Annotated in this window: 21 protein-coding genes; 12 read left to right on the forward strand and 9 right to left on the reverse strand. The window is 40.5% G+C overall.

What is annotated here, in order from left to right; translation table 11 throughout:
- Window positions 1-10 precede the first annotated feature (10 nt).
- On the forward strand, window positions 11-1,210 hold the full coding sequence (locus HWV01_RS07250; protein ID WP_211674748.1) for a sodium:proton antiporter: 1,200 nt from the start codon (window positions 11-13) through the stop codon (window positions 1,208-1,210).
- A gap of 17 nt (window positions 1,211-1,227) precedes the next feature.
- On the opposite strand, the gene HWV01_RS07255 is transcribed toward HWV01_RS07250, so the two are convergent.
- Entirely contained in the window at window positions 1,228-2,757 is a 1,530-nt protein-coding gene (locus HWV01_RS07255; RefSeq protein ID WP_211674749.1) for a methyl-accepting chemotaxis protein, read from the reverse strand.
- Between the two features lie 304 nt (window positions 2,758-3,061).
- Window positions 3,062-3,559, reverse strand: a complete 498-nt coding sequence (gene tpx, locus HWV01_RS07260; protein ID WP_211674750.1) for a thiol peroxidase — start codon at window positions 3,557-3,559, stop codon at window positions 3,062-3,064.
- A 298-nt stretch (window positions 3,560-3,857) separates the two neighbouring features.
- Between tpx and HWV01_RS07265 the strand changes: the two genes are divergently transcribed.
- The gene (locus HWV01_RS07265; RefSeq protein WP_249185471.1) at window positions 3,858-5,516 is read left to right on the forward strand and encodes a sensor histidine kinase; all 1,659 of its coding nucleotides are present in this window, start codon (window positions 3,858-3,860) and stop codon (window positions 5,514-5,516) included.
- Window positions 5,503-6,192: a response regulator gene (locus HWV01_RS07270; protein WP_045110978.1), complete on the forward strand. Its 690-nt coding sequence runs from the start codon at window positions 5,503-5,505 to the stop codon at window positions 6,190-6,192. Before HWV01_RS07265 ends, HWV01_RS07270 begins: the two co-directional genes overlap by 14 nt.
- A 79-nt stretch (window positions 6,193-6,271) precedes the next feature.
- Here HWV01_RS07270 and HWV01_RS07275 read toward each other — a convergent pair whose 3' ends face one another.
- From HWV01_RS07275 to HWV01_RS07290, 4 genes are all read right to left on the reverse strand, one after another.
- Complete coding sequence (locus HWV01_RS07275) at window positions 6,272-7,807, reverse strand: tripartite tricarboxylate transporter permease (protein WP_211675726.1); 1,536 nt, start codon at window positions 7,805-7,807, stop codon at window positions 6,272-6,274.
- Window positions 7,808-7,817: 10 nt separating this feature from the next.
- Entirely contained in the window at window positions 7,818-8,321 is a 504-nt protein-coding gene (locus tag HWV01_RS07280; protein ID WP_211674751.1) for a tripartite tricarboxylate transporter TctB family protein, read from the reverse strand.
- A gap of 75 nt (window positions 8,322-8,396) precedes the next feature.
- On the reverse strand, window positions 8,397-9,377 hold the full coding sequence (locus HWV01_RS07285) for a tripartite tricarboxylate transporter substrate binding protein (protein WP_211674752.1): 981 nt from the start codon (window positions 9,375-9,377) through the stop codon (window positions 8,397-8,399).
- Window positions 9,378-9,661: 284 nt separating this feature from the next.
- On the reverse strand, window positions 9,662-10,588 hold the full coding sequence (locus HWV01_RS07290; protein WP_211674753.1) for an acyltransferase: 927 nt from the start codon (window positions 10,586-10,588) through the stop codon (window positions 9,662-9,664).
- A gap of 418 nt (window positions 10,589-11,006) precedes the next feature.
- Between HWV01_RS07290 and HWV01_RS07295 the strand changes: the two genes are divergently transcribed.
- Both HWV01_RS07295 and HWV01_RS07300 read left to right on the forward strand, forming a co-directional pair.
- Window positions 11,007-11,981, forward strand: coding sequence for an SPFH domain-containing protein (locus HWV01_RS07295; protein WP_211674754.1), 975 nt, complete (start codon window positions 11,007-11,009; stop codon window positions 11,979-11,981).
- Window positions 11,982-12,015: 34 nt separating this feature from the next.
- A complete protein-coding gene (locus HWV01_RS07300; RefSeq protein WP_211674755.1) occupies window positions 12,016-12,480 on the forward strand; it encodes an NfeD family protein in 465 nt (154 codons plus the stop codon).
- Window positions 12,481-13,004: 524 nt separating this feature from the next.
- Here HWV01_RS07300 and HWV01_RS07305 read toward each other — a convergent pair.
- A complete protein-coding gene (locus tag HWV01_RS07305) occupies window positions 13,005-13,898 on the reverse strand; it encodes a LysR family transcriptional regulator (RefSeq protein WP_211674756.1) in 894 nt (297 codons plus the stop codon).
- A 154-nt stretch (window positions 13,899-14,052) separates the two neighbouring features.
- On the opposite strand from HWV01_RS07305, the gene HWV01_RS07310 reads away from it, so the two are divergent.
- The 6 genes from HWV01_RS07310 (at window position 14,053) to HWV01_RS07340 (ending at window position 21,275) form a co-directional block, all read left to right on the forward strand.
- Entirely contained in the window at window positions 14,053-14,445 is a 393-nt protein-coding gene (locus HWV01_RS07310) for a RidA family protein (RefSeq protein ID WP_370629420.1), read from the forward strand.
- Window positions 14,446-14,511: 66 nt separating this feature from the next.
- Window positions 14,512-15,975 carry an aldehyde dehydrogenase family protein gene (locus HWV01_RS07315; protein ID WP_211674757.1) on the forward strand — a complete coding sequence of 488 codons (1,464 nt, stop codon included), beginning with the start codon at window positions 14,512-14,514 and terminating at the stop codon, window positions 15,973-15,975.
- Window positions 15,976-16,032: 57 nt separating this feature from the next.
- Window positions 16,033-17,022, forward strand: a complete 990-nt coding sequence (locus HWV01_RS07320) for a membrane dipeptidase (protein ID WP_211674758.1) — start codon at window positions 16,033-16,035, stop codon at window positions 17,020-17,022.
- A 97-nt stretch (window positions 17,023-17,119) separates the two neighbouring features.
- A complete protein-coding gene (locus HWV01_RS07325; protein ID WP_211674759.1) occupies window positions 17,120-18,739 on the forward strand; it encodes a BCCT family transporter in 1,620 nt (539 codons plus the stop codon).
- A gap of 86 nt (window positions 18,740-18,825) precedes the next feature.
- Entirely contained in the window at window positions 18,826-20,535 is a 1,710-nt protein-coding gene (locus tag HWV01_RS07335; RefSeq protein WP_249185472.1) for a hypothetical protein, read from the forward strand.
- The gene (locus HWV01_RS07340; protein ID WP_211674762.1) at window positions 20,532-21,275 is read left to right on the forward strand and encodes a DUF3726 domain-containing protein; all 744 of its coding nucleotides are present in this window, start codon (window positions 20,532-20,534) and stop codon (window positions 21,273-21,275) included. Before HWV01_RS07335 ends, HWV01_RS07340 begins: the two co-directional genes overlap by 4 nt.
- Before the next feature lie 22 nt (window positions 21,276-21,297).
- Here the strand turns inward: HWV01_RS07340 and HWV01_RS07345 are convergent, their stop codons facing one another.
- Entirely contained in the window at window positions 21,298-23,208 is a 1,911-nt protein-coding gene (locus HWV01_RS07345) for an HD domain-containing phosphohydrolase (RefSeq protein WP_211674763.1), read from the reverse strand.
- 90 nt (window positions 23,209-23,298) lie between these two features.
- Complete coding sequence (gene dusC, locus HWV01_RS07350) at window positions 23,299-24,237, reverse strand: tRNA dihydrouridine(16) synthase DusC (RefSeq protein ID WP_211674764.1); 939 nt, start codon at window positions 24,235-24,237, stop codon at window positions 23,299-23,301.
- Between the two features lie 230 nt (window positions 24,238-24,467).
- On the opposite strand from dusC, the gene apt reads away from it, so the two are divergent.
- The gene (gene apt / locus HWV01_RS07355; protein WP_045110962.1) at window positions 24,468-25,013 is read left to right on the forward strand and encodes an adenine phosphoribosyltransferase; all 546 of its coding nucleotides are present in this window, start codon (window positions 24,468-24,470) and stop codon (window positions 25,011-25,013) included.
- Window position 25,014: the final 1 nt, after the last annotated feature.

Below are 25,014 nucleotides of genomic sequence, written 5' to 3' on the forward strand. Positions count from 1 at the left end.
AGTTTTAGTCATGGATGAACATGTCGTTATTTTGATTATTGCCTTAATCGTGTTGTTCTATGGTTTTATATCCAAAAAACTAGCCCAATTTGATATATCAGGCCCTATGGTATTCACTGTATTGGGGTTAATCTGCTCGCCGTTTGGTTTAGGTATTACTGCTGTGGAAGTGGATGCCGAGTTTGTCACTGTGCTGGTGGAAATCGCGTTAGTACTCGTGTTGTTTAGTGATGCAGCATTGTTAGATCTGAAATTACTGCGACGTTCATGGCATATACCTGCACGATTACTCTTTATTGGCCTACCTTTGACAATTATTGCTGGCACTGCTGTAGCGGTATGGTTGTTCCCAGACCAACCGATTATTTATATGCTCCTATTGGCGTTACTGCTTACACCTACGGATGCCGCCTTAGGTAAAGCGGTGGTGTCAGATCCGAAAGTACCTAACATGATCCGTTCGAGTATCAATGTTGAAAGTGGCTTAAATGACGGCATTGTTTTTCCCATTGTATTAACTGTGGTTGCATTGATAACCAGTGGGCTAACCAAAGCTAATGACTATAGCTGGATTTGGTATGTAGCCGAACAAATCGTCTTTGGTATGTTGGTTGGCGGTATAGTTGGTTATCTTGGTGCTAAATTATTGAATAAAGTAATCGAACATAACTGGATTGAAGAAAGCTATCAAAACTTGATCCCCATAGCCCTTGCCATTCTCGGGTTTTATCTTGCCGAAGCATTATTAGGTAATGGTTTTATTGCTGCTTTTTTTGCGGGTTTATATATTGGCAATACCAGTAAACAAGCGCGAGCACATATTGAAGAGTTTGCAGAAAGCGAAGGGGAGTTATTTATTCTGATTAGCTTCTTTTTGTTTGGTTTAGCGTTTGTACCATTAACATTACATGATATTAGCGTGAACGTGGTTATCTATGCATTATTGAGCCTGACGGTATTACGTATGTTACCTGTGATTATTTCATTAGTAGGTACAAATTTGGACCTTGCAAGCCGTGTGTTTATTGCTTGGTTTGGACCGCGTGGAATTGCTTCTATTTTATACGTGTTGATTGTGGCGCATAACGTCGGTGATATTGGTGGTTTTGATATTGTTTACGCCGTTGTGACGCTTACCATCCTCATGAGCATTTTTGCTCACGGTTTTACCGCACAGCCTTTTTCAAATCTATACGGTAAAAGCCATTGAAATAGACCTTAATTAGCTTAAAAGGTTGCTCCTAACGCAGCCAGTGATTTAGAGTTATTGTTAATATCGGTTGCTTCACGTTCAACTAACTCTGTTTGTTGTAGGTTGTGTTGTGAAGCATCACTGATATTGACGATATTGCGACTGATTTCTTGCGACACCATATTTTGTTCTTCTGAGGCTGTGGATATTTGTATTGCCAGGTCTGAAATATCTGTGATCGCCTCATAGACATTTTGCATCATCGACTGTGTACGTTTAGATTCATTGACACACAGCTCGGCAGATTCTTTACCTTGCTGCATCGTTATTGACCACTGTTCAAGCGTTTGTTGAATTTCGTTAATTGAGGTTTGGATCTGCTCAGTGGCATTATGGCTCCGTGTCGATAGTGTTCTAACCTCATCAGCAACAACAGAGAAACCACGCCCATGTTCACCCGCGCGTGCAGCCTCAATTGCTGCATTTAATGCAAGCAGATTTGTTTGGTCGGCAATTCCTCGAATTTCTAACATGATAGTGCTAATCTTTTTAGCTTCTTCTGACAGCATACTGGCCGATGTCGCTGACTCTGCTACATCAATGGCGAGTTTACCGACTTGGATCATTGTATCTGACATCGCTTGCGTTGCACTTTCACAATCATTATGAGCTATTTGCACTTTTTGCGATGTTAATAAGGTATTCTGAGATACTTCTGAAATTGTAGAGGACATTTCAGTGACAGCTGTTGCGACCTGATGTAACTCAAGTGTTTCTTGTTCAACACCTTCTTTCGCTCTGTGGGCAGCTGATGTGAGGTTATCAGCCCCTGTTTCAAGTGAGCGACTACTATCAACAACACGACCTAAAATAGTTTTGATCTTACCTTCTTCTATTTTTAATTGGAAATCGACAATACTTTGTGGCTTTAATCCAGAGAATACATAACGAGAAACACTGTCATAATTTTGCTTTAAGATAGCAAAATAACGCGGTACTGTAATCAGTTCATTATGGAAAATAATAAAGGGCAGTAGTGGTAATAAAATACTGAGGTAAGGCATATTTTGACTGATGTACACGATCAATGCACTGATAATGAAGAAAGCCAAGGGTTTTAAGAGTGGACGCTGATACCACTGAAATAAACTTTTTCCGTTATTAATTTTGTTATAAGCCTGTTCAGCGGTAAGCTTATCTTTGTGCGCTAATTTTCTACGTACAGACTGATAACCTACTAATTTACCTTGTTCGTGAATTGGTGTTACAAAGGCATCAACCCAATAATAGCGACCATCTTTACAGCGGTTTTTTACTGCGCCACGCCACGGTTTTCCCGCTTGTAAATTTGTCCAAAGATCTTTAAATGCGGCGGATGGCATATCAGGATGACGTACGACATTGTGGTTTTTACCGACTAATTCATCGAGTTCAAAACCCGCAATATGGCAGAAGGTGGGATTGGCATAAGTAATGACACCTCGGGTATCTGTGGTAGAAACTAATTCATCTTGAACATCGAATGAAACTTCTTCATTAATGACTTGAGTGTTTCTTTTGTTCATTACTTATTTCTCCTTAACTTTAATATTTAATTTATTAATAGGCATTTTATTTAGCCTTTTTATTTAGTCTTTTTATTTGTAGTCATGATACCTTAAATAGCTGAATTGTGGGGATAAAAACGTTAAATTAGTGTAAATGTACTAAGTTGACTTAATTGTTCCTTATTAGAAATTAGCGTTTAGAAGCATTGCTAATGAGGTTTAATATTGAAGATTTGAGTCGTGAGTATAGTCAGAGCTGATGAAAGGTGAAGAGAATAAGCATTGAGCACAGGCTCAATGCTGTTTAAATTTGTGTTATTTACTATAGTGCTGCTAACGCTGCTGCATAGTCCGGTTCATCAGTAATTTCACTGACTAATTCACTGTGTACAACAAGACCTTCTTTGTTTAGGCAAACAACTGCACGACTCGCTAAACCAGCTAATGCGCCTTCGTTGATATTAACGCCATAATCTTCTGTAAATGTTGGAGCACGGAAGAAAGATGCAGTTTTAACATCTTTAATACCCTCTACTTCGCAAAAACGGCCTGTCGCAAATGGTAGATCTGCAGAAATACATAGTACAACGGTATTTTCTTTACTTGCAGCTTCAATATTAAAAGTTCGTACACTTGTCGCACATACTGGCGTATCGATACTAGGGAAGATATTTAAGATAACGTTCTTACCCGCAAAATCTTGTAGCGTAATGTCTGCTAGATCTGCACCACATAATGTGAAGTTCGGTGCTTGCGTTCCTTTTTCAGCAAATGAACCTGAAAGACTAACTGAATTACCTTGAAATGTAACTGTAGACATAATTTTCCTTTAATACTTTTGAGTTAGAGTTATAGATTTATAGCATAGTTGAAACAAAATTTATTCTATAAATTAACTGGTTGTACCAAAGTATCATGTTTTATAAATATGTTAACGGAAGGTGTTGTTAAATATAAATATTTATATTGAGGGGGAGGTGGGGGATAACGATTAAGTTATTGTAAACTTGATTATATTTCTGTGAGCGGGGGGGCTTAAGTGCGGTTTATGCTAATTTTGAGTTATAAAAATGGATTAATGTTATCATTATGTTTCCTTTACCGTCGGTTTTTCTTGCATGATTGCATTAACGAAAAGTAACGTATTGTTTAATTGGCAGAAGTTGAGTTTTAGGCATCGCCTACTACTCATTATGACCTTGTCTGGTGTGATTAAATTATTGATCTTGTCGATTGCAGGTTTTGCTTATTTGAAGCATTGGGAAGAGCAGGAAAGTGGAGATAAAGCACTCGGTATTGCTAAGTTTTTAGCCGCGTCACCTTCTGTTATTGAGGCGATTGAGGCGAAGAACCCTGAATTAATCAGAGACAAAGTTGAATTATTACGCTCATCTATTAATGCTACATTTATTGTGATCGGTGATAAAAACAGTTTACGTTATGCACATCCTATCGCTAATCGCCTCGGCCATAAAATGCAGGGCGAAGATAATGATAAAGCATTAAAAGAAGGCTTATCTTATGTGTCAGTTGCTGAAGGGTCGTTAGGTCGTTCCGTGCGTGGTAAAACCCCAATTATCGATACCAATGGAAACATTGTCGGTGTGGTATCTGTTGGCTATTTAGTCACAAGTATCGAAAATAAAGCCGAACACTTCCTCGTATTCCTTCTTTTTATGGTCGTGTTGGTTGTGTTTACTAATGCATTAATCTCTAATTTTACGGCAAAGAAATTTCAGAATGCGATATTTGGCTTTGAGCCCGAAGAGTTCGGCCGCTTATATATGGAGCTAGAAGTAACGCTTAGTACTATCAAAGAAGGTGTTGTGAGTATTGATGCGAATGGTTACTTACGCTCAATCAACCGCAGTGCATGCGATATTTTTAAAGTGAAGGCCAAGGATGTATTGCACCACAAAATGGATGAAGTATTACCTGATAACAATCTAACGGAAATTTTAACCAGTAAAGTCAGCGAATATAATGTTGAGATGATGATTAAAGGCCAAGCGATTGTGGCGAATAGGTTGGTGCTTGTTGTTGATGAACGGGTTGTTGGAGCTGTATCAAGTTTCCGTCTTAAAGATGAAATTACAGAACTTACTAAACAACTATCACAGGTGCGTGAATATTCCGATTTGTTACGCTCGCAAACGCATGAACATAGTAATAAATTAAACACCATTAGCGGCCTTATTCATTTGGGTAAAAATGAAGACGTATTAAACTTGATAGGGCAAGAAACTGCACGTTATCAACATTTAATTCAATTCTTACGTGAAGCAATTCACGAACCTATGATCGCAGGCGTATTGTTAGGTAAAAGTGAAAGGGCTAGGGAGCTAGGGTTATTATTAGAGATTGATGAAGGGTCACAGCTGTTAACCTTACCTGAACATATTCGTGCCGAAGATATTGTAACAATTTTAGGTAACTTTATTGATAATGGCTTTGATGCTTGTATCAGTAGCAATACGATAAAATCAGAGAGAAAAGTATCAGTGAGCATTTCTGATTTTGGCAATGAGATAATCATTGAAGTGGAAGATAACGGTTGTGGTTTACCAGAAGGTATCGCACAAAAAGAATTAATTAAACAAGGCGTATCAAGCAAATCGGAAAGTAACCGAGGCGTGGGACTGCACCTTGTTGATCAAATCATTAGTCAATATTATGGGCAGCTAATGATGAAAAGTATAGATAATGAAGGAACAAGAATGACGGTGTATTTACCAAAAAAATATACGAATAAGGATATTACGAATGACATCAACTAATGCGATTAAAGTGTTAATCATTGAAGATGATGTGGGTATCGCTGAGATCCACCGCCGAAATTTGATGAAAATAGAGGGCTTAAGTGTCATTGGTATCGCAACCACGAAAACTGAAGCTGAAACCTTGCTTGAGGTGTTAACTCCAGATTTAATTTTGCTGGATGTTTATTTACCGGATGGTAACGGCTTAGATATTCTTCGTGACTTGCGCCAACAGCAACACGAATGTGATGTGATTCTAATTACAGCAGACCGTGATGCTGAGACGCTACAAGCGGCTATGCGTGGTGGCGTTGTTGATTATATTTTAAAACCCGTTATATTTGCACGCTTAGAAGAGTCATTATATAAGTACTTAAAGCAGAAAAATCAATTTGGTATTTTAGATGATTTAGATCAGCGGGTCGTTGATTCAATGATTTCGGTGAGTGTGAAAAGCTCTGTTTCATCCCGATTACCGAAAGGTATTGATAGTGTGACTTTGGATAAAGTACGTGGTTTGTTTACTGAACATAAAGATATCACCGCGGATAATGCAGGGGTATTTATTGGAGCAAGTCGGACAACGGCAAGACGTTATTTAGAGCATCTGATTAGTACTGGTGAGCTAGTGGCTGATTTGAATTATGGTACGGTAGGACGTCCAGAAAGAACCTATCGGAAACAAGCTCGATAGCTTTTATCCAAAACTCTTTATATGAAAAAACAGCGCATCAAGCGCTGCTTTTATAAAAAACGAACGATTAGAAACGAATTTAACGACAACCTTCTGCTGACCTCACCTTGTTAACACGATAACGATTAAATGCCGTTAATAGTATTGGAGTCACAAGTACTAACGCTGATATGACGGTGAACGTTAAGGTGATAGGCCGTTCCCATAAGAAGTTTAACTCACCATCGCTGAGCATCAATGAACGGCGTAGGTTTTCTTCCATTAATCCACCAAGAATGAAACCGAGTAATAACGGGGCTAATGGGAAAGTCGCTAACCTTAAAAATATCGCGATTACTGCTATTATGATCATAACAAATACATCAACAGTATTAAATGAAACCAGATACACCCCCGTGATTGAGAAGAAAATGATCATCGGCAGTAATACGGTTCTTGGCACGGCTAATAGTTTTGAAATATACGGGATTAGCGGTAGATTCAAGACCATCAAAACAACGTTACCGAAGTACATAGAGATGATCACCGACCAGAATATTTCAGGATTATCGACAAACAAGCGTGGACCAGGTTGAACACCATAAGATATCAATGCACCTAGCATAATGGCAGTTGTCCCAGAACCTGGAATACCTAAGGTTAATAGCGGTACAAATGAACCACTTGATGCGGCATTGTTAGCGGATTCTGGCGCCACTAAACCACGAATACTGCCTTTACCAAATTCATCGCGTTTATCTTTTGGTGCTAGATTACGCTCTAAACCGTAACTTAAGAAAGCAGCAATCGTCGCGCCTGCGCCTGGTAATACCCCGACAAAAAATCCGAGAATCGAAGATCGAATTGCCACTGGGGCAACTTCTTTTATTTCTTCTTTTGTCACTTTCATGCTGCCGATTTCAGCTAAAGCACTGTTCTCTTCTGATGACGTATCAGGGTCTGGTTTTAAAATACTGAACAAAATCTCACCGAGGGCAAAGGTTGCCATAGCTAATAATAAGAAACTAAAACCATCCATTAGGTCAGTTAAACCAAAGGTGAAACGCTCAACGCCAATCCCTTTATCGATACCGACTGTTGATAACATTAAACCTAAAATAGTCATCATCCAGGCTTTTAGCACCTGGCCTTTACCGGCAAAGGCGGCTACGGCAGACAAACCGACGAGCATAAGTGAAAAATAATCAGATGATTGAAAACTTAATGACACTTTTGCTAAGGCGGGAGCCGCGATTAATAGCATAATTGCGGATAAGGTACCGCCAGTAAATGAGGCATATGCAGCAAGTGCTAGCGCTTTACCCGCTTGGCCTTTTTTCGCCATTGGGTAACCATCAAATGCGGTGACCACAGTTGAAGAGCAACCAGGAGCATTGATTAGAATTGATGAGGTTGAACCACCAAAAATTGCACCGTAATAAACACCGGCCATTAAGATCATACCTGACGATGGGTCTAAACCATAGGTAATCGGGATCATCAGGGCAATTGCTGAAATAGGACCAAGACCGGGCAACATACCAATAAAAGTACCAACAAAACAACCGACCATGACCATCATTAAGTTGGTTGGCATGATTGCTGTGGATAAGCCTGCTAAAATTCCATCTAACATCATTATCTTCCTACAAGCTTAAAAAAAGGTAACCAGGTTCAAGATAAATATCCAGAACTTTGGTAAGAAGTAACCAAAATAGCGTTACAAAAGGAAATGAAGCACCAAGCAAGACCGCTTTTCGACGTTCGCCAAGTAGCCAAAATCCAATTAGTAAGAATAAGCTGGTGGCTAATACGAATCCGAGCCAAGTTAAGCCTACGCCATACGCGGTCATTAAAATAATAAATGAGGTGAGTAAGCGCCAATCTAAGCGACTTTCGTTTGCGGTTTGTTGCTCGCAAGCGTTCTTATTACTGGGTGTAACTGGTGACATCACGATTAGTAGCAGCGACATGATAATCCCGGCGGCTGTTAATAAATAGGGTAAAGTACGCGCAGTAAAGGCTTCATATTCATCGCCAGGAAAAAGCTGAATTTGGGTGGTCTGGTAACCGTAAATTAAACAGACAAGCAGAAATATTAATCCACTCACCCGATCTCGGTTTAATAATGATAAAGGGGTTGATTGCATAGGGGCTCCAATTAAAAAGAAAGCCACAGCGAAACATAATGTATTGCTGTGGCTGTATGATGAGGATGAATTAGATTATTTTAGGAAGCCTAATTCACGCATCAAATTACCCATTTGTTGTTCTTGTTGCTCTAAGAATGCATAGAAGTCTTTATCTGCTTTATAGTTATCAATCCAGCCATTACGATCGCGAACGGTTGCCCATTCGTCGGTTTTGTACATTTTACTTAGTACTTTGTTCCACAGAGCAACCTTTTCTTCACTGATACCCGGTGAAGCAAAGAAACCACGCCAGTTAGCAAACACAGTGTTGTTACCCATCTCGGTAAGAGTCGGTACATTTGGCGCTGCGGCTAAACGTTCTGGTGCAGTAATAGCGAGAATACGTACTTGACCACTTCTCGACATTTCCAGTACTTCGCCTAAACCGGTTGATAATAATGGTGTTTCGCCAGATAGCACGGCAGCCATGGCTTTACCGCCTGCGTCATAAGCAATATAACGTACTTTACGGGCATCAAAACCTTCGCCTTTAAAGGCTGCTGCTACAATAAGATGATCCATGCTACCGCGAGCTGAGCCGCCAGCAATTTTTACTTTTCGTGGGTTTTCTTTAAAGTCAGCGACAACTTGTTGCCAGTTTTGGTATTTCGAATCTGCGGCGACAACAATTGCACCATAATCGGCAATGGTCGTTGCAACAGGTGTTAAATCTCGAAATGACTGCGGAAAGATCCCTGTTAATGAACGGATCACAATCGGTGTTGAGTTAACCATCAACGTATCTTGCTGACGATCTGCGGTTTCAATCATATGAGCAATCGCTTTACCACCTCCGCCACCAGATAGGTTTTGGAAAGATACTTTTTCAACTAGGTCCGCTTTCATTAATACATCACCTGTACCTCGAGCTGTCATATCCCAGCCACCGCCTGCACCACCAGGGACAATAAAGTGTAGTTTTTCTATATCAGCCGCCCAAGCGGCAGATGAGAGTGTTGCAATACTTGCCACGATAAGTGATGAGGCGACACGCTTTCTAAATTGCTTTAGCATGGTTTCCATTCCTTTTATTTATTGTTAATAGTTAACGTTATAGGTTTAATGGTTAACGTTAATAATGTGCAATGTTACGCTAGTGTTATCGGTAACGTTGTGACGGGATGGAAACTGTAAATAATGGCAATTAACGGCGTTGTGGCTATTATGTTCATAAAGTTCACGATGGACTTTAAATTAAAAGAGGGTAATAAAAAGCCGCCTAATTTATTTCGATGAATAAAAAAGGCGGCTTTGTGTCGTTTATGAAACGGCAGATTTATGACCTATAGCGAACAGAATTAACTCGTTGTATTGACTTCTACGGCTTTATTTTTATCTGTTACTGTAGAGTCACTTTGCGCCATTGTTTCTAGAATGGCGTCTTTTTCTATCCAAATTTGGTTCAAGTGCTGTTGAAAACCAATTTTAAATGCTCGGTCTTTTTGGTAATCGCCGCGCATCTTGTCATCAATATCTGAGACGCGAATATGTACATGTACATCTTTCACTTCACCACACAGGTATTGCCAAAAGGTGGGGGTTTGACCTGGATAATAAATAGCGACATCAACAATTTTGTGAATATGATCGCCTAATGCAGAGAGTGCAAACGCCAATCCACCTGCTTTTGGTTTTAATAGATGTTTAAACGGTGAATTTTGTTTGTTATGTTTTTCTGTGGTCAAGCGGGTACCTTCAACAAAATTCATCACACTCACAGGGCTTGATTTGAATTTAGCGCACGCCTTACGTGTTACTTCAATATCTTTACCGCGTAACTTCGGATTTTTCTTTAGTTGTGTAGTGCTGTAACGGCGCATAAAAGGAAAGTCTAACGCCCACCAAGCGATACCTAAGAAAGGCACAAATATAAGCTCTTTCTTTAAGAAGAATTTTAAGAACGGAATTTTTTTATTTAATACGCGCTGTAGGATCAAGATATCAACCCAAGATTGGTGGTTAGCCAATACCATATACCATTCTTTTTCAGACAGTTCGATGTCTTTGCTGTGTAGATGAATATTCACAGGATGAATAAGGCGCTCAATTATTACATTGACTCGAATCCAACTGCTTGCACAACACACTAATAGTGAAGAGCATAGAGTTTGTATTATTTTAATCGGTAATAATTTGATTGGGCTTAAAATCATGATGGGAGTGGCCCAAAACAATAAATTTATAACCCAAAAGGTAAAAGCTAAACAGCCTCGTATAAATGACATAATATTTCCTACACACTAAATACATACTTTCAAATAAGTGCTTATATTACTGCCCGAAGCGTCAGGTCTCAATATATAAATGTTCGTTTACGCTCAAAATAGCCTTGTTTCACTAAACATCGGAGCAGTTAAGGCTGAAATTAAGGAATTCGAGTGTTCTTGCTCTTATTTTTGATGGTATTTATGGATTCAATATCTAAATATAGATATAAAATTAGACTTTACTTGTCATTTATAGGTATTTTTACTATTTGAGATGGTTACAATAAGGTATTGTTTGTTTAAATAAACAATACAGAGACGTAGGTATTATTAATTCTGAATTTCAATTTCAATTTCAATTTCAATATCAAATTCGTTTCGCCCAACAATGATTTAATGGTTGCAAAGCAACATCAAATACTAAGGATACACATTTATGGAAACTGCAATTGGCATACTATTAACCCCCTGGCTCTGGATCTCAGTTGTGGTCATATTCACAATTCAAAGAGGCATACTCTTTGTTCCGCAAAATAGAGGTTATGTTATTTATACGTTTGGGCGCTATAGTGGCACGTTACAAGCGGGTCTTAATTTTATCGTTCCGTTTGTACAAAGGGTTGCTGCGGATCGTAACTTAAAAGAGCAATCATTAGATATATCTTCACAACTCGCGATCACCAAAGACAATATTTCATTAGAAATTGATGGCATCTTGTTTATGAAAGTGGTTGATGCATCTGCTGCAACGAATAATATTACTGACTATAAATTAGCGGTTATTCAGTTAGCGACAACTACAATGCGTAATGCAATTGGTTCGATGGAACTCGATCAATGTTTCCAAAATCGCGATAATATTAATGCGAGTATTTTGGCTGCAATGACGGATGCGACCCAACCTTGGGGTGTTCAGGTTACGCGTTATGAGATTAAAGACATCACGCCTCCAACCTCGATCAAAGAAGACATGGAAAAACAAATGACGGCAGAGCGTGAAAAACGTTCCGTGATCCTGACTGCTGAAGGTGTTAAAACCGCAGCGATTACCAAAGCTGAAGGCTTGAAACAAGCAAGGGTTCTCGATGCTGAAGCCGCAAAAGCAGAGCTGGTATTAGCAGCTCAAGCGAGTAAAGAGTCACAAATTTTGGAAGCGACAGGTAAAGCAGAAGCTATTAGATTGGTCGCGGATGCTGATTCTGCCGCGCTAAATGTAGTCGGTGCTGCAGCAATAACCAGTGAAGGGCAGCAAGCTGTACGTTTAACGCTTGCCCAAGACGCGATTGCGGCGCACAAAGCCATTGCAGCCGAAGGTTCTGTCATATTAACGGACGGTAAAACCAGCGAGAATATAGGTAATACTGTCGCGCAAGCGATTGCTGTATCAAGTGCATTAAAACTGTCTGAATAATATGCTTGATTACCCATTGAATGGAGTTTAAGAAATGGATACATTAATCGACTACTTACAAAATAATCATGATCAATTGCTTTATGTTATTGGTGCGATTGCGTTAGTCGTTGAATTGGGTGTGATTGGTTTAAGTGGTCCGCTGTTGTTCTTCAGTCTTGGTTGCCTTGCGACTGGCTTATTGGTTAACTTGGGCGTGATTGCAGGATGGGAACTTGAAGTTCTATCTGTGGGGTTATTAACAGCGATTAGTGCGCTGCTTTTATGGAAACCGCTTAAGCATTTTCAGGGAGATAAGCTTGTACAAGATACGAGTAGCGATATGATCGGTCAAATGGTACCTGTAAGTGAACTTGTCACTATCAATGGTGGCAAAGTTCGCCATTCTGGTATTAACTGGAATGCACGTTTAAGTGAGTCTTCGACTGTTGAAACCAGAGAGGTAGGTCAACGAGTTAAAATTGTCGCAGTGGATGGCACTGTTTTAATTATCGAGTAGTCATTAAGCAGACTAAGCAAGACATAATTTAGACATTAAATTACTAGGTTAAGTAAACTAATCTATATGATATATAGCCCTTATCGCATGTTTTTTATGAACAATGTGAGAGGGCTTTTTTATAGAAAAAATGCTGTGTTAACACTATTTTTTACCTATAGTTGAGTATGTATACTCAGAGTTGCAATATTCGGTAATAGAACTTAGGTGGTAATAGTGATGAAAGGAATACACAGAAAAGAATTTGTCCATATCATTTGTACATTAATCAGTAATCACGAATATATATTTGGTGCTGTTAGTATAAAAGAGGACTGTGGTTATTTAATTTGTATCAGAGATTATGTAACCCAAAATATAATGTTCATGGCTGATACTCGTTTTAGAAGTCGTTCAGACGCTCTTTATGATTTCGGACTCATGTGGGACGATGCATTGGCTAAAGTACACTGTGATAGTTCACCGTTGGTAACATCGGGATAGTGAGAGCGTCTTAATAATAGGGTAAATACTCCATGGATTTATCAGCTGTTATGCTCATCGGAGCAGATGAGGTGTTCAATACATAATTTATAAAATGATTGTGCTTGGGGTGAAATTGTATGCTCTGCAAGTCTAAAAATACCAATTTTTCGCTCTAAAGACGGATCGATGAGTGGTAGCCAGACTAAATCGGTTTCATTGTTTGGGAATGCCAATTTAGGTAGTGTGGTTATACCAATGCCAAGTTTTAATACTGAAAATAAAGAAGTTATATTTTCTACTGAATAAAGCGCCTTCTCAATGAGAACCCTTGCTGGAGTTGGCTCTAGCAGCCTGCAGGTGCCATTATGAATAAATGCTTGGTCCAATAGTGCTCGCCATTCAACACCATTAATTTTACTCGCTATCGGATTATCCTTTAAGCAGACTACGCCGATTGGATCTGAAATCAGCGGTGTAAAATCAATAGCTTCAGAATCTAAGTTGGCACAGTTTCCCAGCGCTAAATCAACCTCACCAGAAAGCAATCTTGCTTCGACACCTGCGGCGTTATCATCAATTAAACTGACTTCGACATTGGGGTATTCCTTACAAAACCGGCCCAGCACGTTGGGGATTAATTTTGCTGCAACTGATGGTACGCTGGCAATGCGAACTCGTCCCTGCTGGCCTGCTGCGGCAGCGTGTAGATCGTTATTTAATGTCTTGTAAATATACAGAAATTGCGTGATTTTTGGTAAGCAAATTTGACCAAAAGGCGTGAGAGTTGATTTATTACCTGATTCAAAAAGTGGTTGTTCTAAAGTACGTTCAAGTTCTTTGATTGAGGTCGACAGTGCAGCCTGAGAACGGTTTGCTCTATTTGATGCTGCGCGAAATCCACCTTCTTCGACGACTAAAACAAAATGTCTCAACTGTTGTATTTTAATATCCATATCTTTAATGCCCTATAAACATATTAGTGATCACACTTTTGCAGGGTGATAAATTTTTCTTATCAAACGAACAGAATTTACCGTTAGATTTATCAAGAGTCAAATGGCAGTATTCACAACATTGAAACAAAGTTGTTACAAAGTGGATGTGAACATGAAAACTCAAAGTTACCCTGTACAAACTGAATTATTTGCGTCTAAGGCTCCCCTTGAATGGGCTATTGTCAATAATGGCACCTTATATACTGCGCAAATCCCTATTGATCAAACTGGCGTTGTAGTTGACGGCGGTATTGAGGCTCAAACACGTCGAACGCTCGATAACCTGGTTCATACTTTAGAGTGTGCAGGTGAATCACTTAATTCTGTGCTGCAAGTTTTAATCTACGTAACTGACCGCGAATACCTTGCAACCGTGAATAAAGTATATGCCGAATATTTTAAGGCCCCTTATCCAAATCGTGCCGCAATCGTAGTAGCCGGACTCGCCCGTGAAGAAATGCTGGTGGAACTCGTTGTCTACGCAGCGGTCAACGCCGAACTATAATGACGATATGAACCTATTTATCGAATACAAACAAATCTAACGCATAGCCGAAACAAGGAAAGTCGTATGACAACTCAAACACAGCGCATTCAACCAGAACACTCACTTTATATTGGCGGCGAATGGCAAGCCGGTGTTAGTACTATCGCCAATATCAATCCGTCTGATATTAGTCAAAATCTGGGTAACTTTGCACAAGCGAGTGCAGCGCAAGTTCAACACGCTATCTCGGCAGCAAAGCATGCACAGCCAACATGGGAAAAAACACCATTAGAGCAAAAACAAGCGGTCTTACAAGGTATCGGTGATGAGTTGATTGCCCGCTGCGATGAACTTGGTCGCTTACTATCAAGTGAAGAGGGTAAGCCGTTCTTAGAAGGTCGTGGTGAGATTTATCGCGCGGGTCAGTTCTTTCAGTATTTTGCCGCTGAAGTGCTACGTCAAATAGGTGATAGCGCTGCGTCAGTGAGACCAGGTGTATCTGTTGAGGTAACACGTGAAGCTGTGGGTGTTGTAGCCATTATTTCACCGTGGAATTTCCCTACGGCCACTGCCGCCTGGAAGATTGCGCCAGCATTAGCATTTGGTAATAGTGTTATCTGGAAACCGGCTAATTTAACGCCTGCAAGTGCCGTTGCATTAACTGAAATTATTCACCGTCAGGGTTTACCGGCTGGTACGTTTAACTTGGTACTTGGCAGCGGTTCTGAAGTGGGTAATGTCCTTATTAATTCAACTGAAGTGAATGGTGTCAGCTTTACTGGTTCTGTTGATACGGGTCGTAAAATTGCAGCTGCAACAGCGCCTAATTTTGTGCGTTGCCAGTTAGAGATGGGCAGTAAGAATGCACTTATTGTTGCAGATGATGCAGATATCAATATTGCTGTTGAAGCGACGATTGCCGGTTCTTTCTCTGGCGCGGGTCAAAAGTGTACAGCCTCTTCTCGTCTTGTGGTGATGGACGGTATTCATGATGCATATGTTGAAGCACTCATTAAGCGCATGAGTGAATTAAAAGTGGGTCATGCCTTAGAAGAAGGTGTGTTCATGGGGCCTGTTGTTGATAGTAAGCAATTAGATGCTAACTTTGACTGGATTGATACCGCACGTAAGAGTGGTGGTGAACTGGCATTCGGTGGCGAACGTTTAAGTCTAGAGCATGAAGGTTTCTATATGTCGCCTACACTGTTTGTTAATACTAAAAATGATTGGTCTGTGAATCAAGAAGAAGTATTCGCGCCGATGGCGAGTGTTATCCGTGTTGCTGACTTAGATGAAGCTATCGCAACAACCAACGATACACGATTTGGTTTAACGAGTGGCATCATCACGCAAAGCCTACGTACAAGCACCTTGTTTAAACAACAAGCGCAAACAGGCTGTGTGATGGTTAACTTGCCAACAGCGGGTACTGATTACCATGTACCGTTTGGTGGCCGTAAAGAGTCTAGCTTTGGCCCTCGTGAGCAAGGTCAATACGCGAAAGAGTTCTATACCGTGGTTAAAACAGCTTATCAACGTGCTTATTAAGCTGCGTTGAAGTTAGTACTAAGTGAATCAAAGTCAGATGAATAATTAGGAGTCGGTATGTATAACCAAAGGATTGTTATTGACGGGTTGCAATATTGCAATTGGGATCGAGAGTACTTCCAGACATTAAAAAGCAGTGGTATTACCGCTGTTCACGCCACGATTGTTTATCACGAAACAGCGCGTGAAACATTAAGCCGTTTTGCGGAATGGAATTTACGGTTTGAACAAAATGCGGACTTGATCATGCCGGTCCATTCTGTTGCTGATATCGAAAAGGCGAAGATATTAGGCAAAGTGGGTATTTTCTTTGGCGCACAAAACTGCTCATCGATTGATGATGAAATCGGTTTAATTGAAGTGATGCGTCAACAAGGGCTGCTTATTATGCAGCTGACTTATAACAACCAAAGCTTACTGGCGACAGGGTGTTATGAGAAGAATGATAATGGTATTACTCGTTTTGGTAAACAAGCTATTGAGGAGATGAATCGCGTTGGTATGATCATCGATATGTCACATAGCGCAGAGAGATCTACACTTGAAGCGATTGATTTATCGTCACGTCCTATTTGTATCAGTCATGCCAACCCGACGTTTGCGTTTGAAGCACTGCGTAACAAATCAGATACGGTGATCAAGTCACTCGCCGCGCGTGGTGGGCTGTTAGGGTTCAGTTTATACCCATTTCACCTACCTAATGGTAGCCAGTGTACCTTAGATGATTTTTGCCAAATGATCGCGAAAACGGCCGATATGGTTGGTGTTGAACACTTGGGGATCGGTAGCGATTTGTGTCTCAATCAACCACAAGCTGTATTGGAATGGATGCGTAATGGTCGCTGGTCTAAAGCGATGGATTACGGTGAAGGCTCTGCAAGTAATGCAGGCTGGCCAAACTCATTACCCTGGTTCTGCGGCAGCGCAGGCATGGAGAATATTTATAACGGATTAATTCGCTACGGATTCTCAGAGTCTGAAGCGGGGCAAGTACTGGGTGATAATTGGTTTAACTTTTTAAAGCAAGGATTAGAGCCTATTTCGTAAGTTATAACCCACATATAGAACACCAGCTCACTATTAAGCTATTGGGCTGGCGTAAATACACCTTTGCAATTGCAAAGAAAACCTCTGGAGTCAGAGCATGTCAGATATAATCAAAAGCGTGAAAGCGGCGAGCTTAGATAGTGAAGGTAGCAATACCGCTAGCACTTCAAGCTCTTCAAATAAAAGCGCAGTAAGTGAAAGTAATTCTACAGCGGATAAATTGGGTTTTAGTAACCCCGCGTTTTGGTACAGTGGCAGTTTTCTTGCCTTATTTGTACTATTAGCTTTATACGATGGAGCATTATTATCCAGTCTTGTGAATACAGGGTTCTCGTGGGCTGTCACAGTCTTTGGTCCTTATTGGCAAATATTGTTGTTATTAACTTTTTTGATTGGCATAGGTTTAGCTGCTGGTCGTACTGGTAATGTCGTTTTAGGTGCACTGCCTAAACCTGAAATGGATGGCTTCCGTTGGATGGCTATTATCTTCTGTACCTTACTCGCTGGTGGCGGTGTATTTTGGGCCGCAGCAGAGCCAATTGCACATTTTGTGAGTCCACCACCCTTGTATGGTGCACAAGAAAATGTCCAGCAAACCGCTATCAATGCATTGTCACAATCATTCATGCACTGGGGTTTTCTCGCTTGGTCGATTGTTGGTAGCCTTACATCTATCGTGGTGATGCATCTTCATTATGATAAAGGCTTACCGCTTAAACCGCGTATTTTACTTTACCCTCTTTTCGGTAAGCGCGTGCTAACTGGTCACACAGGTGCCTTGATTGATGCTTGTTGTATTGTGGCTGTTGCGGCAGGGACTATCGGCCCTATTGGTTTCCTTGGTTTACAGGTGAGCTACGCATTAAACGTTTTGTTTGAGATCCCAGACGGATTTACTACGCAGCTTATCATCATCTTATTTGCAATTGCGTTATATACAATCTCGGCATTGAGCGGCTTAAATCGTGGCATGCAAATGCTCAGTCGTTACAACGTTGTTTTAGCTTGTGTATTGATGGTTTATATCCTTGTTTTTGGTCCAACTAACTTTATTTTTAATGGCTATATCCAAGGTGTAGGTAGCCTAGTCGATAATTTCATTCCAATGGCGACGTACCGTGGGGATGAAGGTTGGTTGAGCTGGTGGACTGTATTTTTTTGGGGGTGGTTCTTAGGCTATGGCCCGATGATGGCCATCTTTATCGCCCGTATCTCGCGCGGTAGAACCATACGCCAGCTAGTCTCAACCATTAGCATTATTGCGCCGCTCACTACCTGCTTCTGGTTCACCATCGTGGGTGGTTCAGGCTTAGCATTTGAAATCGCAGAACCGGGTTCAGTCAGTTCAGCATTTGAAGGTTTTAATCTACCTGGTGCACTGCTTGCTGTCACAACACAGTTACCATTTCCTATGGTTACTTCGGTCCTTTTTCTTATCCTGACTACGATCTTTATCGTGACGACGGGTGACTCGATGACTTACACAATTAGTGTGGTGATTAGTGGTGAAGAGGAACCAAATGCATTTATTCGTACATTTTGGGGGGTGGTTATGGGGATAACTGCGTTAGTCCTTATTTCACTGGGTTCGGGAGGCATATCGGCACTGCAATCTTTCATTGTTATTACAGCAGTACCTGTTTCTCTCATTTTATTGCCATCACTTTGGAACGCACCACAAATCGCGATTCAGATGGCCAAAGACCAAGGTTTATAGCCTGTCGCAGTGGAAAATAATGTGAAGCAAGGCGGTGAGCAAGCCGCCTAATTAAAACTCTTATAATTAAAATGGAAGTTAATAATATGGATGCTCGTCCTTCAATTTGTGGTGGCACTTATATGCGTGATCCTGAAACCGTTATGGCGCCAGCAAGACTTGGTGCAATGCACCAGAATCGAATTAGTTTTGTACGTAGCCTAGTTCGTAAAATGGCGCAACAAAACTGGCAAGTCACTCAGCATGACTGGCAGTTATCACCACAAGGTTTTGGCCACGTCATTTACAAACTAACGACGTTGGAACATGTTTATCACTTAGTTATTTTTTGTGATGAGATCGCGGATGAAGATCGTAATGATCGTGTGATTGCCGAAAAATGGGACGTGACGTTCGCCCTTGTTTATGGCGATGTTGATGCTGATTTACTGGGATGTCTACGTGCAAATGTGCCGTTACAAGAAGCAGGACGGAATCCAAATAAGGTGCTGGTATTAGCAAGAGCAAATAAGAGTGTACGTGTATTTGAACATTTAGTGTCGCACCTTGCAAAAGGCCTACAACCGAATGTCAAAGAACTCGCTGAAGTTGGTTACATTCTGCGTACGACTGCTGTTTATGGTAATGGTAAGTTTGGTATTTCCGATTTTGGCTGGCTTGAGAGTAATGACGATTTCAACCAGTCATTCAGTGCGCAGATGTGCGCTGTGTATATTTTACGTGAATTCAGCCTCGATTGGATTCATTACATAGCCAATCAGCAAGGTGGTGATAAGGCGGTTAGTTTAGATGTCGATTTACAACGCTACCTTGGTATCGGTAATGCAACAGGTCTCGGCATGGCGCCATACTTAATCAATCACCCTTGTGTCGTTGATAAGTGGTTATCATCTCGAGAGTCTGCGCTGACAGCCGTATTAAACAGTTTAGTTACTGGTAATAAACGCGAGCCATTGCAGCGTTTATTACAAAAAGCCCTTTGCCACTTGGATCAAATCATCACGATTAATGAACAGCAACAAGATCTTAATACGACCGCAATAGTTGAGCTGGATGATTTATTGAATAAGTTAGAAAGCGTGCTACTACAGATCTCGACCTGGCAGGAGTTAGTTGATTACAGTAAACAATATAGTTTAGAAACCCAAGAAATCCTGCTGTCATGTTTGATGGAGATTAATCCTGATTTAGTGGACAGCTATGAAACTAAGATGAATTGCGATGAAAGCTTAAATCTACCGAGCGGTAAACGCATTGAAGATTTATTAGCTGTCTTGGAAAGTCGTTATCGTTGGGCAATCGACACTGATTTTAAGCAACCAGAAAACAATTATTGGTTTTGGTATCGTTCACAAGATAAGGAAGAACCACGTTTAGGCGTACGGGGGGAAGAACCTGGCGAAGATCGTGAGTTACCGCTGGATATTGGTCGTCAAGTCTATCGCCTTTATCATGAATTATTGATCTGTAAACCAAACATGCAGTTGGCTGAGTTTTTAGTGCTACATCCTCAATATCGTGCGATTTCACGTCGAGTTTGGACGCTCGGCAATAAAGACATGGGCGAGATCCAGATGAACGTATTACACAAAACTGCGCTACCAATGCATTTGTTGCGTTGTAAATTAGCGGTATTTGGCGCAACTAAGTTCGACCCTCGTTCAGAACGTTGGGTACGGGTTACCTTTTTTCAAGGCGCACCTTTGCTTAATGAAATTCATGATGGGGAGTGGTTGTTCCCGTTGTTACCGACCCATTCATTAAATCAAGCAGTAGCAGAAGGAGAAACGTCATGATTGTTTCATATAATGAATTAACGGCCGTTGTTAACAAAGCTTTTCTTGGTATGCGCCGAACCTGTGGTGAAGCTGATATCATTGCTAATATGGTTGCTGGTTTGCAGATGGTAGGCTTGAACGGTATCGGCCATTTTAACAATGCCGCCCAATTCTTGACGGCTGAAAAAGATTGCCCGGTTGATATTTTTACCACGAATGATGGTGGCTTAGTGGTTGATTTACATGGCTGTAGTTTAGCTTGTCACTTGCCCGTGGTGATTGATTATGCGATTGAAAAAATGGTGAATAAAAAACACCTGACTATCGAGTTGAAAAATTGTCATAATCGTTGGCTTGCGTATAACGAATTAGTGAAGCTAGCGGCTAAGGGCTTAGCATGTAAAGCACAGTGGAATAATGGTTCGTCACCACAAAATACCCTGTATATTTTGAATCAAGGTTGTGTGTCTCCGGAATTGTTTTTATCTGACCATCTGGACTTAGCGGGGAGTGCGTTACATGATATGACCATTCAATTATCAGTGAAAAGTTTTGATATTACGGGTTACTCGGCGGGTTACACGAGACATATTAAGTCTTCAGAACTAAATCGCGCACTACGTGATACTTGGCATGACGGCATTCTGGTTGATGATGCGGAATGGGAAACGTTGAAACAAACCGCCACAGCACTCTTGGTTGAAAATAGTAAACAATCGCTTAAGGGCGCAGGAGAACTCGCTCATTCACTTCGCTAGTTTTTAGTTTACAAAATACCGTCTATTGGCATCGCCGAGGAAGTTGATGAACTTCAATACTCGGTGATAATTGCTTATAAATGTTCAATATATCCATTAAACAATGATCAAATGCAGCTATCACACTTGGATCGAACTTGCTACCGGATAATTCTCGGACCTTATTAATTGCGATTTCAATGGGGATTGCATTTTTATAGCAACGGGGATGTATCATGGTATCAAAGGTATCGACAACCGCCACAATACGCGCGGATAATGGTATATCATGGTATTGCAATTGGTTAGGATAACCACGCCCATCCCAATGTTCGTGTAAGGTTAGCGCAATATCATGGGCTACTTTAAGCGTTGCTGATTCGGCATCCTGCAAAATTTTCGCACCGATAATTGGCGCTGTCTTCATCACAACCCACTCTTGCATCGTTAATGCCGCGGGTTTTGATAATATTTGCTCCGGAATACCAATCTTCCCTAAGTCATGTAGTTTTGCGGCGGCGCGTAATTCTTTCGCTTTATCTTTCGGCATGCCCATGTTTAACGCAATTAATTCACAATAACGTGAAACGCGTTGAATGTGATTAGATGATGAATCATTCTTATATTCTGTTGCAAGTCCAAGCCGAGTGATGGTTTCTGCATTGGTTTTTTCTAGCATTAAATGCAGTTGTTCATTTTCTTTACGTGATGTAATTAAACTATCGATCATATTATTAAACGCGTATTGCGTTTGCTGTAATTCTACAAAGGTGGATTCCGATATATTTGTCTTAATAAATTGGCCACAACGAATATTTTCAGCAATTATTTTTATTTTTCTGAGTGAATCTGTAATGTGATTAATGAAAAAGAATGAGGTTAAACAGGCGATGATACTGATCACTAAGCCAAATAGAATATTCAGTTTTTGATTATCAATTAACTCATTGAGAAAAAATTTTTCTGGCATGTAAATAGCGATTATCCAAGGCCATTTATGATGTGTAAACTCTTTAAATAAGCCATGATATTTATTATTATCGAAATTAAATGTAACGGTTGTCGCTGTGCTTCCAGTCGAAAATAGCTGGATTTTTTCTTGCAGTGCTTGCCAAGCCGTTAAGGCGATTGGATTTTTAATTTCATTGATGCGTGGAAAACGTAAACTTTCATTTGCGGTATCTTGAATGATTTTTTGGTCTGGATACGCAATGATTTCGCCAAGTCGATTAGTGACAAACGCGGTGCTATTTCCTCCTAGATCAAGGTTATCAAAAAAGGATGAAATAGTGGCTAAGGATAGATCGACACCTACAACACCAATTAATTGGTTATCTTTGCCATAAACAGGCATTGAACTGGTGATTCCGGGTTTACGTGAAGAGAAAAATACATAAGGGTCAGTCCAAGATAAGGCGTCGTTATCGAGTGCTTTATTAAACCAAATACGGTCTCGGGGATCGTAAGCTTCTTTGGTTATTTCTTTTACGGAAAGCTGTGTAAAGTTATTATCATGGGTGTAGAGGTGTGATGATTCTAAGATATTGTTGGTATCAAATGTAATGTATTTTCGTGAGAACAATGGTTCATTGAAGCTTTGCTCACGTTGCACATGTACAAAGGTGCCACTTGTATTTGCAAAGTAGATCCCTGAGATATGTGGTGATTGTTTTAGTTGTTGAAAAAAATATAAACCAAGATCTTCGGGTCGGTCAATTGATAACACATCTGAGCTGAGTAATTCTCTGCTTAATAATGTCGTTGCTGCTGCAGTATCAAGAAAACGTTTCGAGTTGTTAATAACATTGTCTGCATAATCAATCATTAACTTGTGGGCATGAGAATTGAATGAACGTTGATTCGAGATATAGCTCGACACTAATAGCGTCGTTAACGTAACAAATTGCAGTAGGATCACACCGCTAATAAGGGCTTTCTTTATGGTAATACGCAATGGTAATTCATCCTTGAATTATGCATAAGATATTGAGTCGAACACTATTATTAACATCGAGATTTAACCGAGTCAAGTTCGCTTAAGCGATCACACTCGGTAATTGTTTAGTGTATTAATCACTTCCTCTGACTGACGTAAGGCTCTTAATTGGGTAAATAAGTCGACCGCTTCAGGATACTGCTTACGTAGATAGCTAAACCATTGTTTTATTCTGTTGGGTAGATACTTCTCTTTATCACCACGAATCTCTAATTGGCAGTAGTTCCTCAATAAAGTGACTACATCAGCCCAAGGCATGGGCGCTTTGTTGTATTTAACCACTTCACCTAAATTTGGTAAATTTAATGCACCGCGACCGACCATTAAGTCGTTACAACCAGTCACTTCTAAGCAACGTTGACCATCGGCATGATTCCAAATCTCACCATTAGCGATAACCGGAATTGAAACGTGTTGTTTAATTTCGGCAATAGCTTCCCAGTTAATAGCTGCTGCGCGATAACCATCGGCTTTGGTTCGACCATGCACTGTCAGTTCATTGGCACCCGCTTGTTGCACTGCATCGGCGATTTCTAACTTATGATTACTGTCTTCCCAGCCTAAACGGATCTTAGCGCTAACAATGTGCTCAGAAGGTACCGCTTCTCGCACTTGTTTCACTATTTGATATACAAGTTCAGGCTCACGTAAACATGCCGCACCACCAGATGACTTATTGACTTGCTTCGCCGGACAGCCAAAGTTGATATCTAATCCGTGAGAACCAAGGTCAATGGCACGAACTGCATTCTCTGCCATCCATTCTGGATGTTGCCCTAATAATTGAATGCGGACAGGGGTACCTGCCTGTGTACGACAACCATTGTTTAATTCGGCGCAATAACGGTAAAAGATCTTTTCTGGTAATAACTGTTCGACGACTCGAATAAACTCGGTTACGCACAAATCGTAACCGCCTTGCGCTGTCAGTAACTCGCGCATCAAATTGTCAACAACGCCCTCCATAGGGGCTAAAACTACGCGCATGATATTGTCCTGCGTTGGCAAAATGAGCGATTAAAACAGAATTAACCATAATTGCCAAATTTATCGTATAATAATTTCTTTAAAAGGGGGGGGAATCTTAATACTCGCTTGCATATCAACAAGCAGTTACATAAAATTTATCCCTAATATTATTTTTATATGAGCACATGTTTTATACCCAAGTTATTTGGTGATATGACATATCGCTCATCAAATTAACAGGTTGAAACATGAACCAAGATACACTCGGGTTTATTAAAAACAGTATTAAATCAATTCCAGACTACCCGAAAGCAGGCATTATCTTCCGTGATGTCACAAGCTTAGTTGAAAACGGTCCTGCATTTGCAGCGACAATCGACTTACTTGCTGAACGTTTTAAAGATGCTGGTTTTACAAAAATTGCCGGTACTGAAGCACGCGGTTTTATTTTCGGTGCTCCGCTTGCTAAAGCACTTGGTTTAGGCTTTATTTTAGTACGTAAACCAAACAAATTACCGCGTAAAACTATCGAGCAAAGCTATGAGCTTGAATACGGTACAGATACGTTACAGATCCATGTAGATGCTGTCGATGCGGGTGACAAAGTACTTATTGTTGATGATTTATTAGCAACTGGTGGTACTGTTGCTGCGACGGTTTCTTTAATTCGTCAGCTTGGTGGTATCGTTGAAGATGCTGCATTTGTTATCTCATTACCCGATCTTGGTGGTGAAACCGTATTAAATAATCTTAATGTTAATATTACCAAATTAGTTGATTTTGACGGCGAATAAT

This window comes from Moritella sp. 5, from assembly GCF_018219455.1.
Classification (GTDB): Bacteria; Pseudomonadota; Gammaproteobacteria; order Enterobacterales; family Moritellaceae; genus Moritella.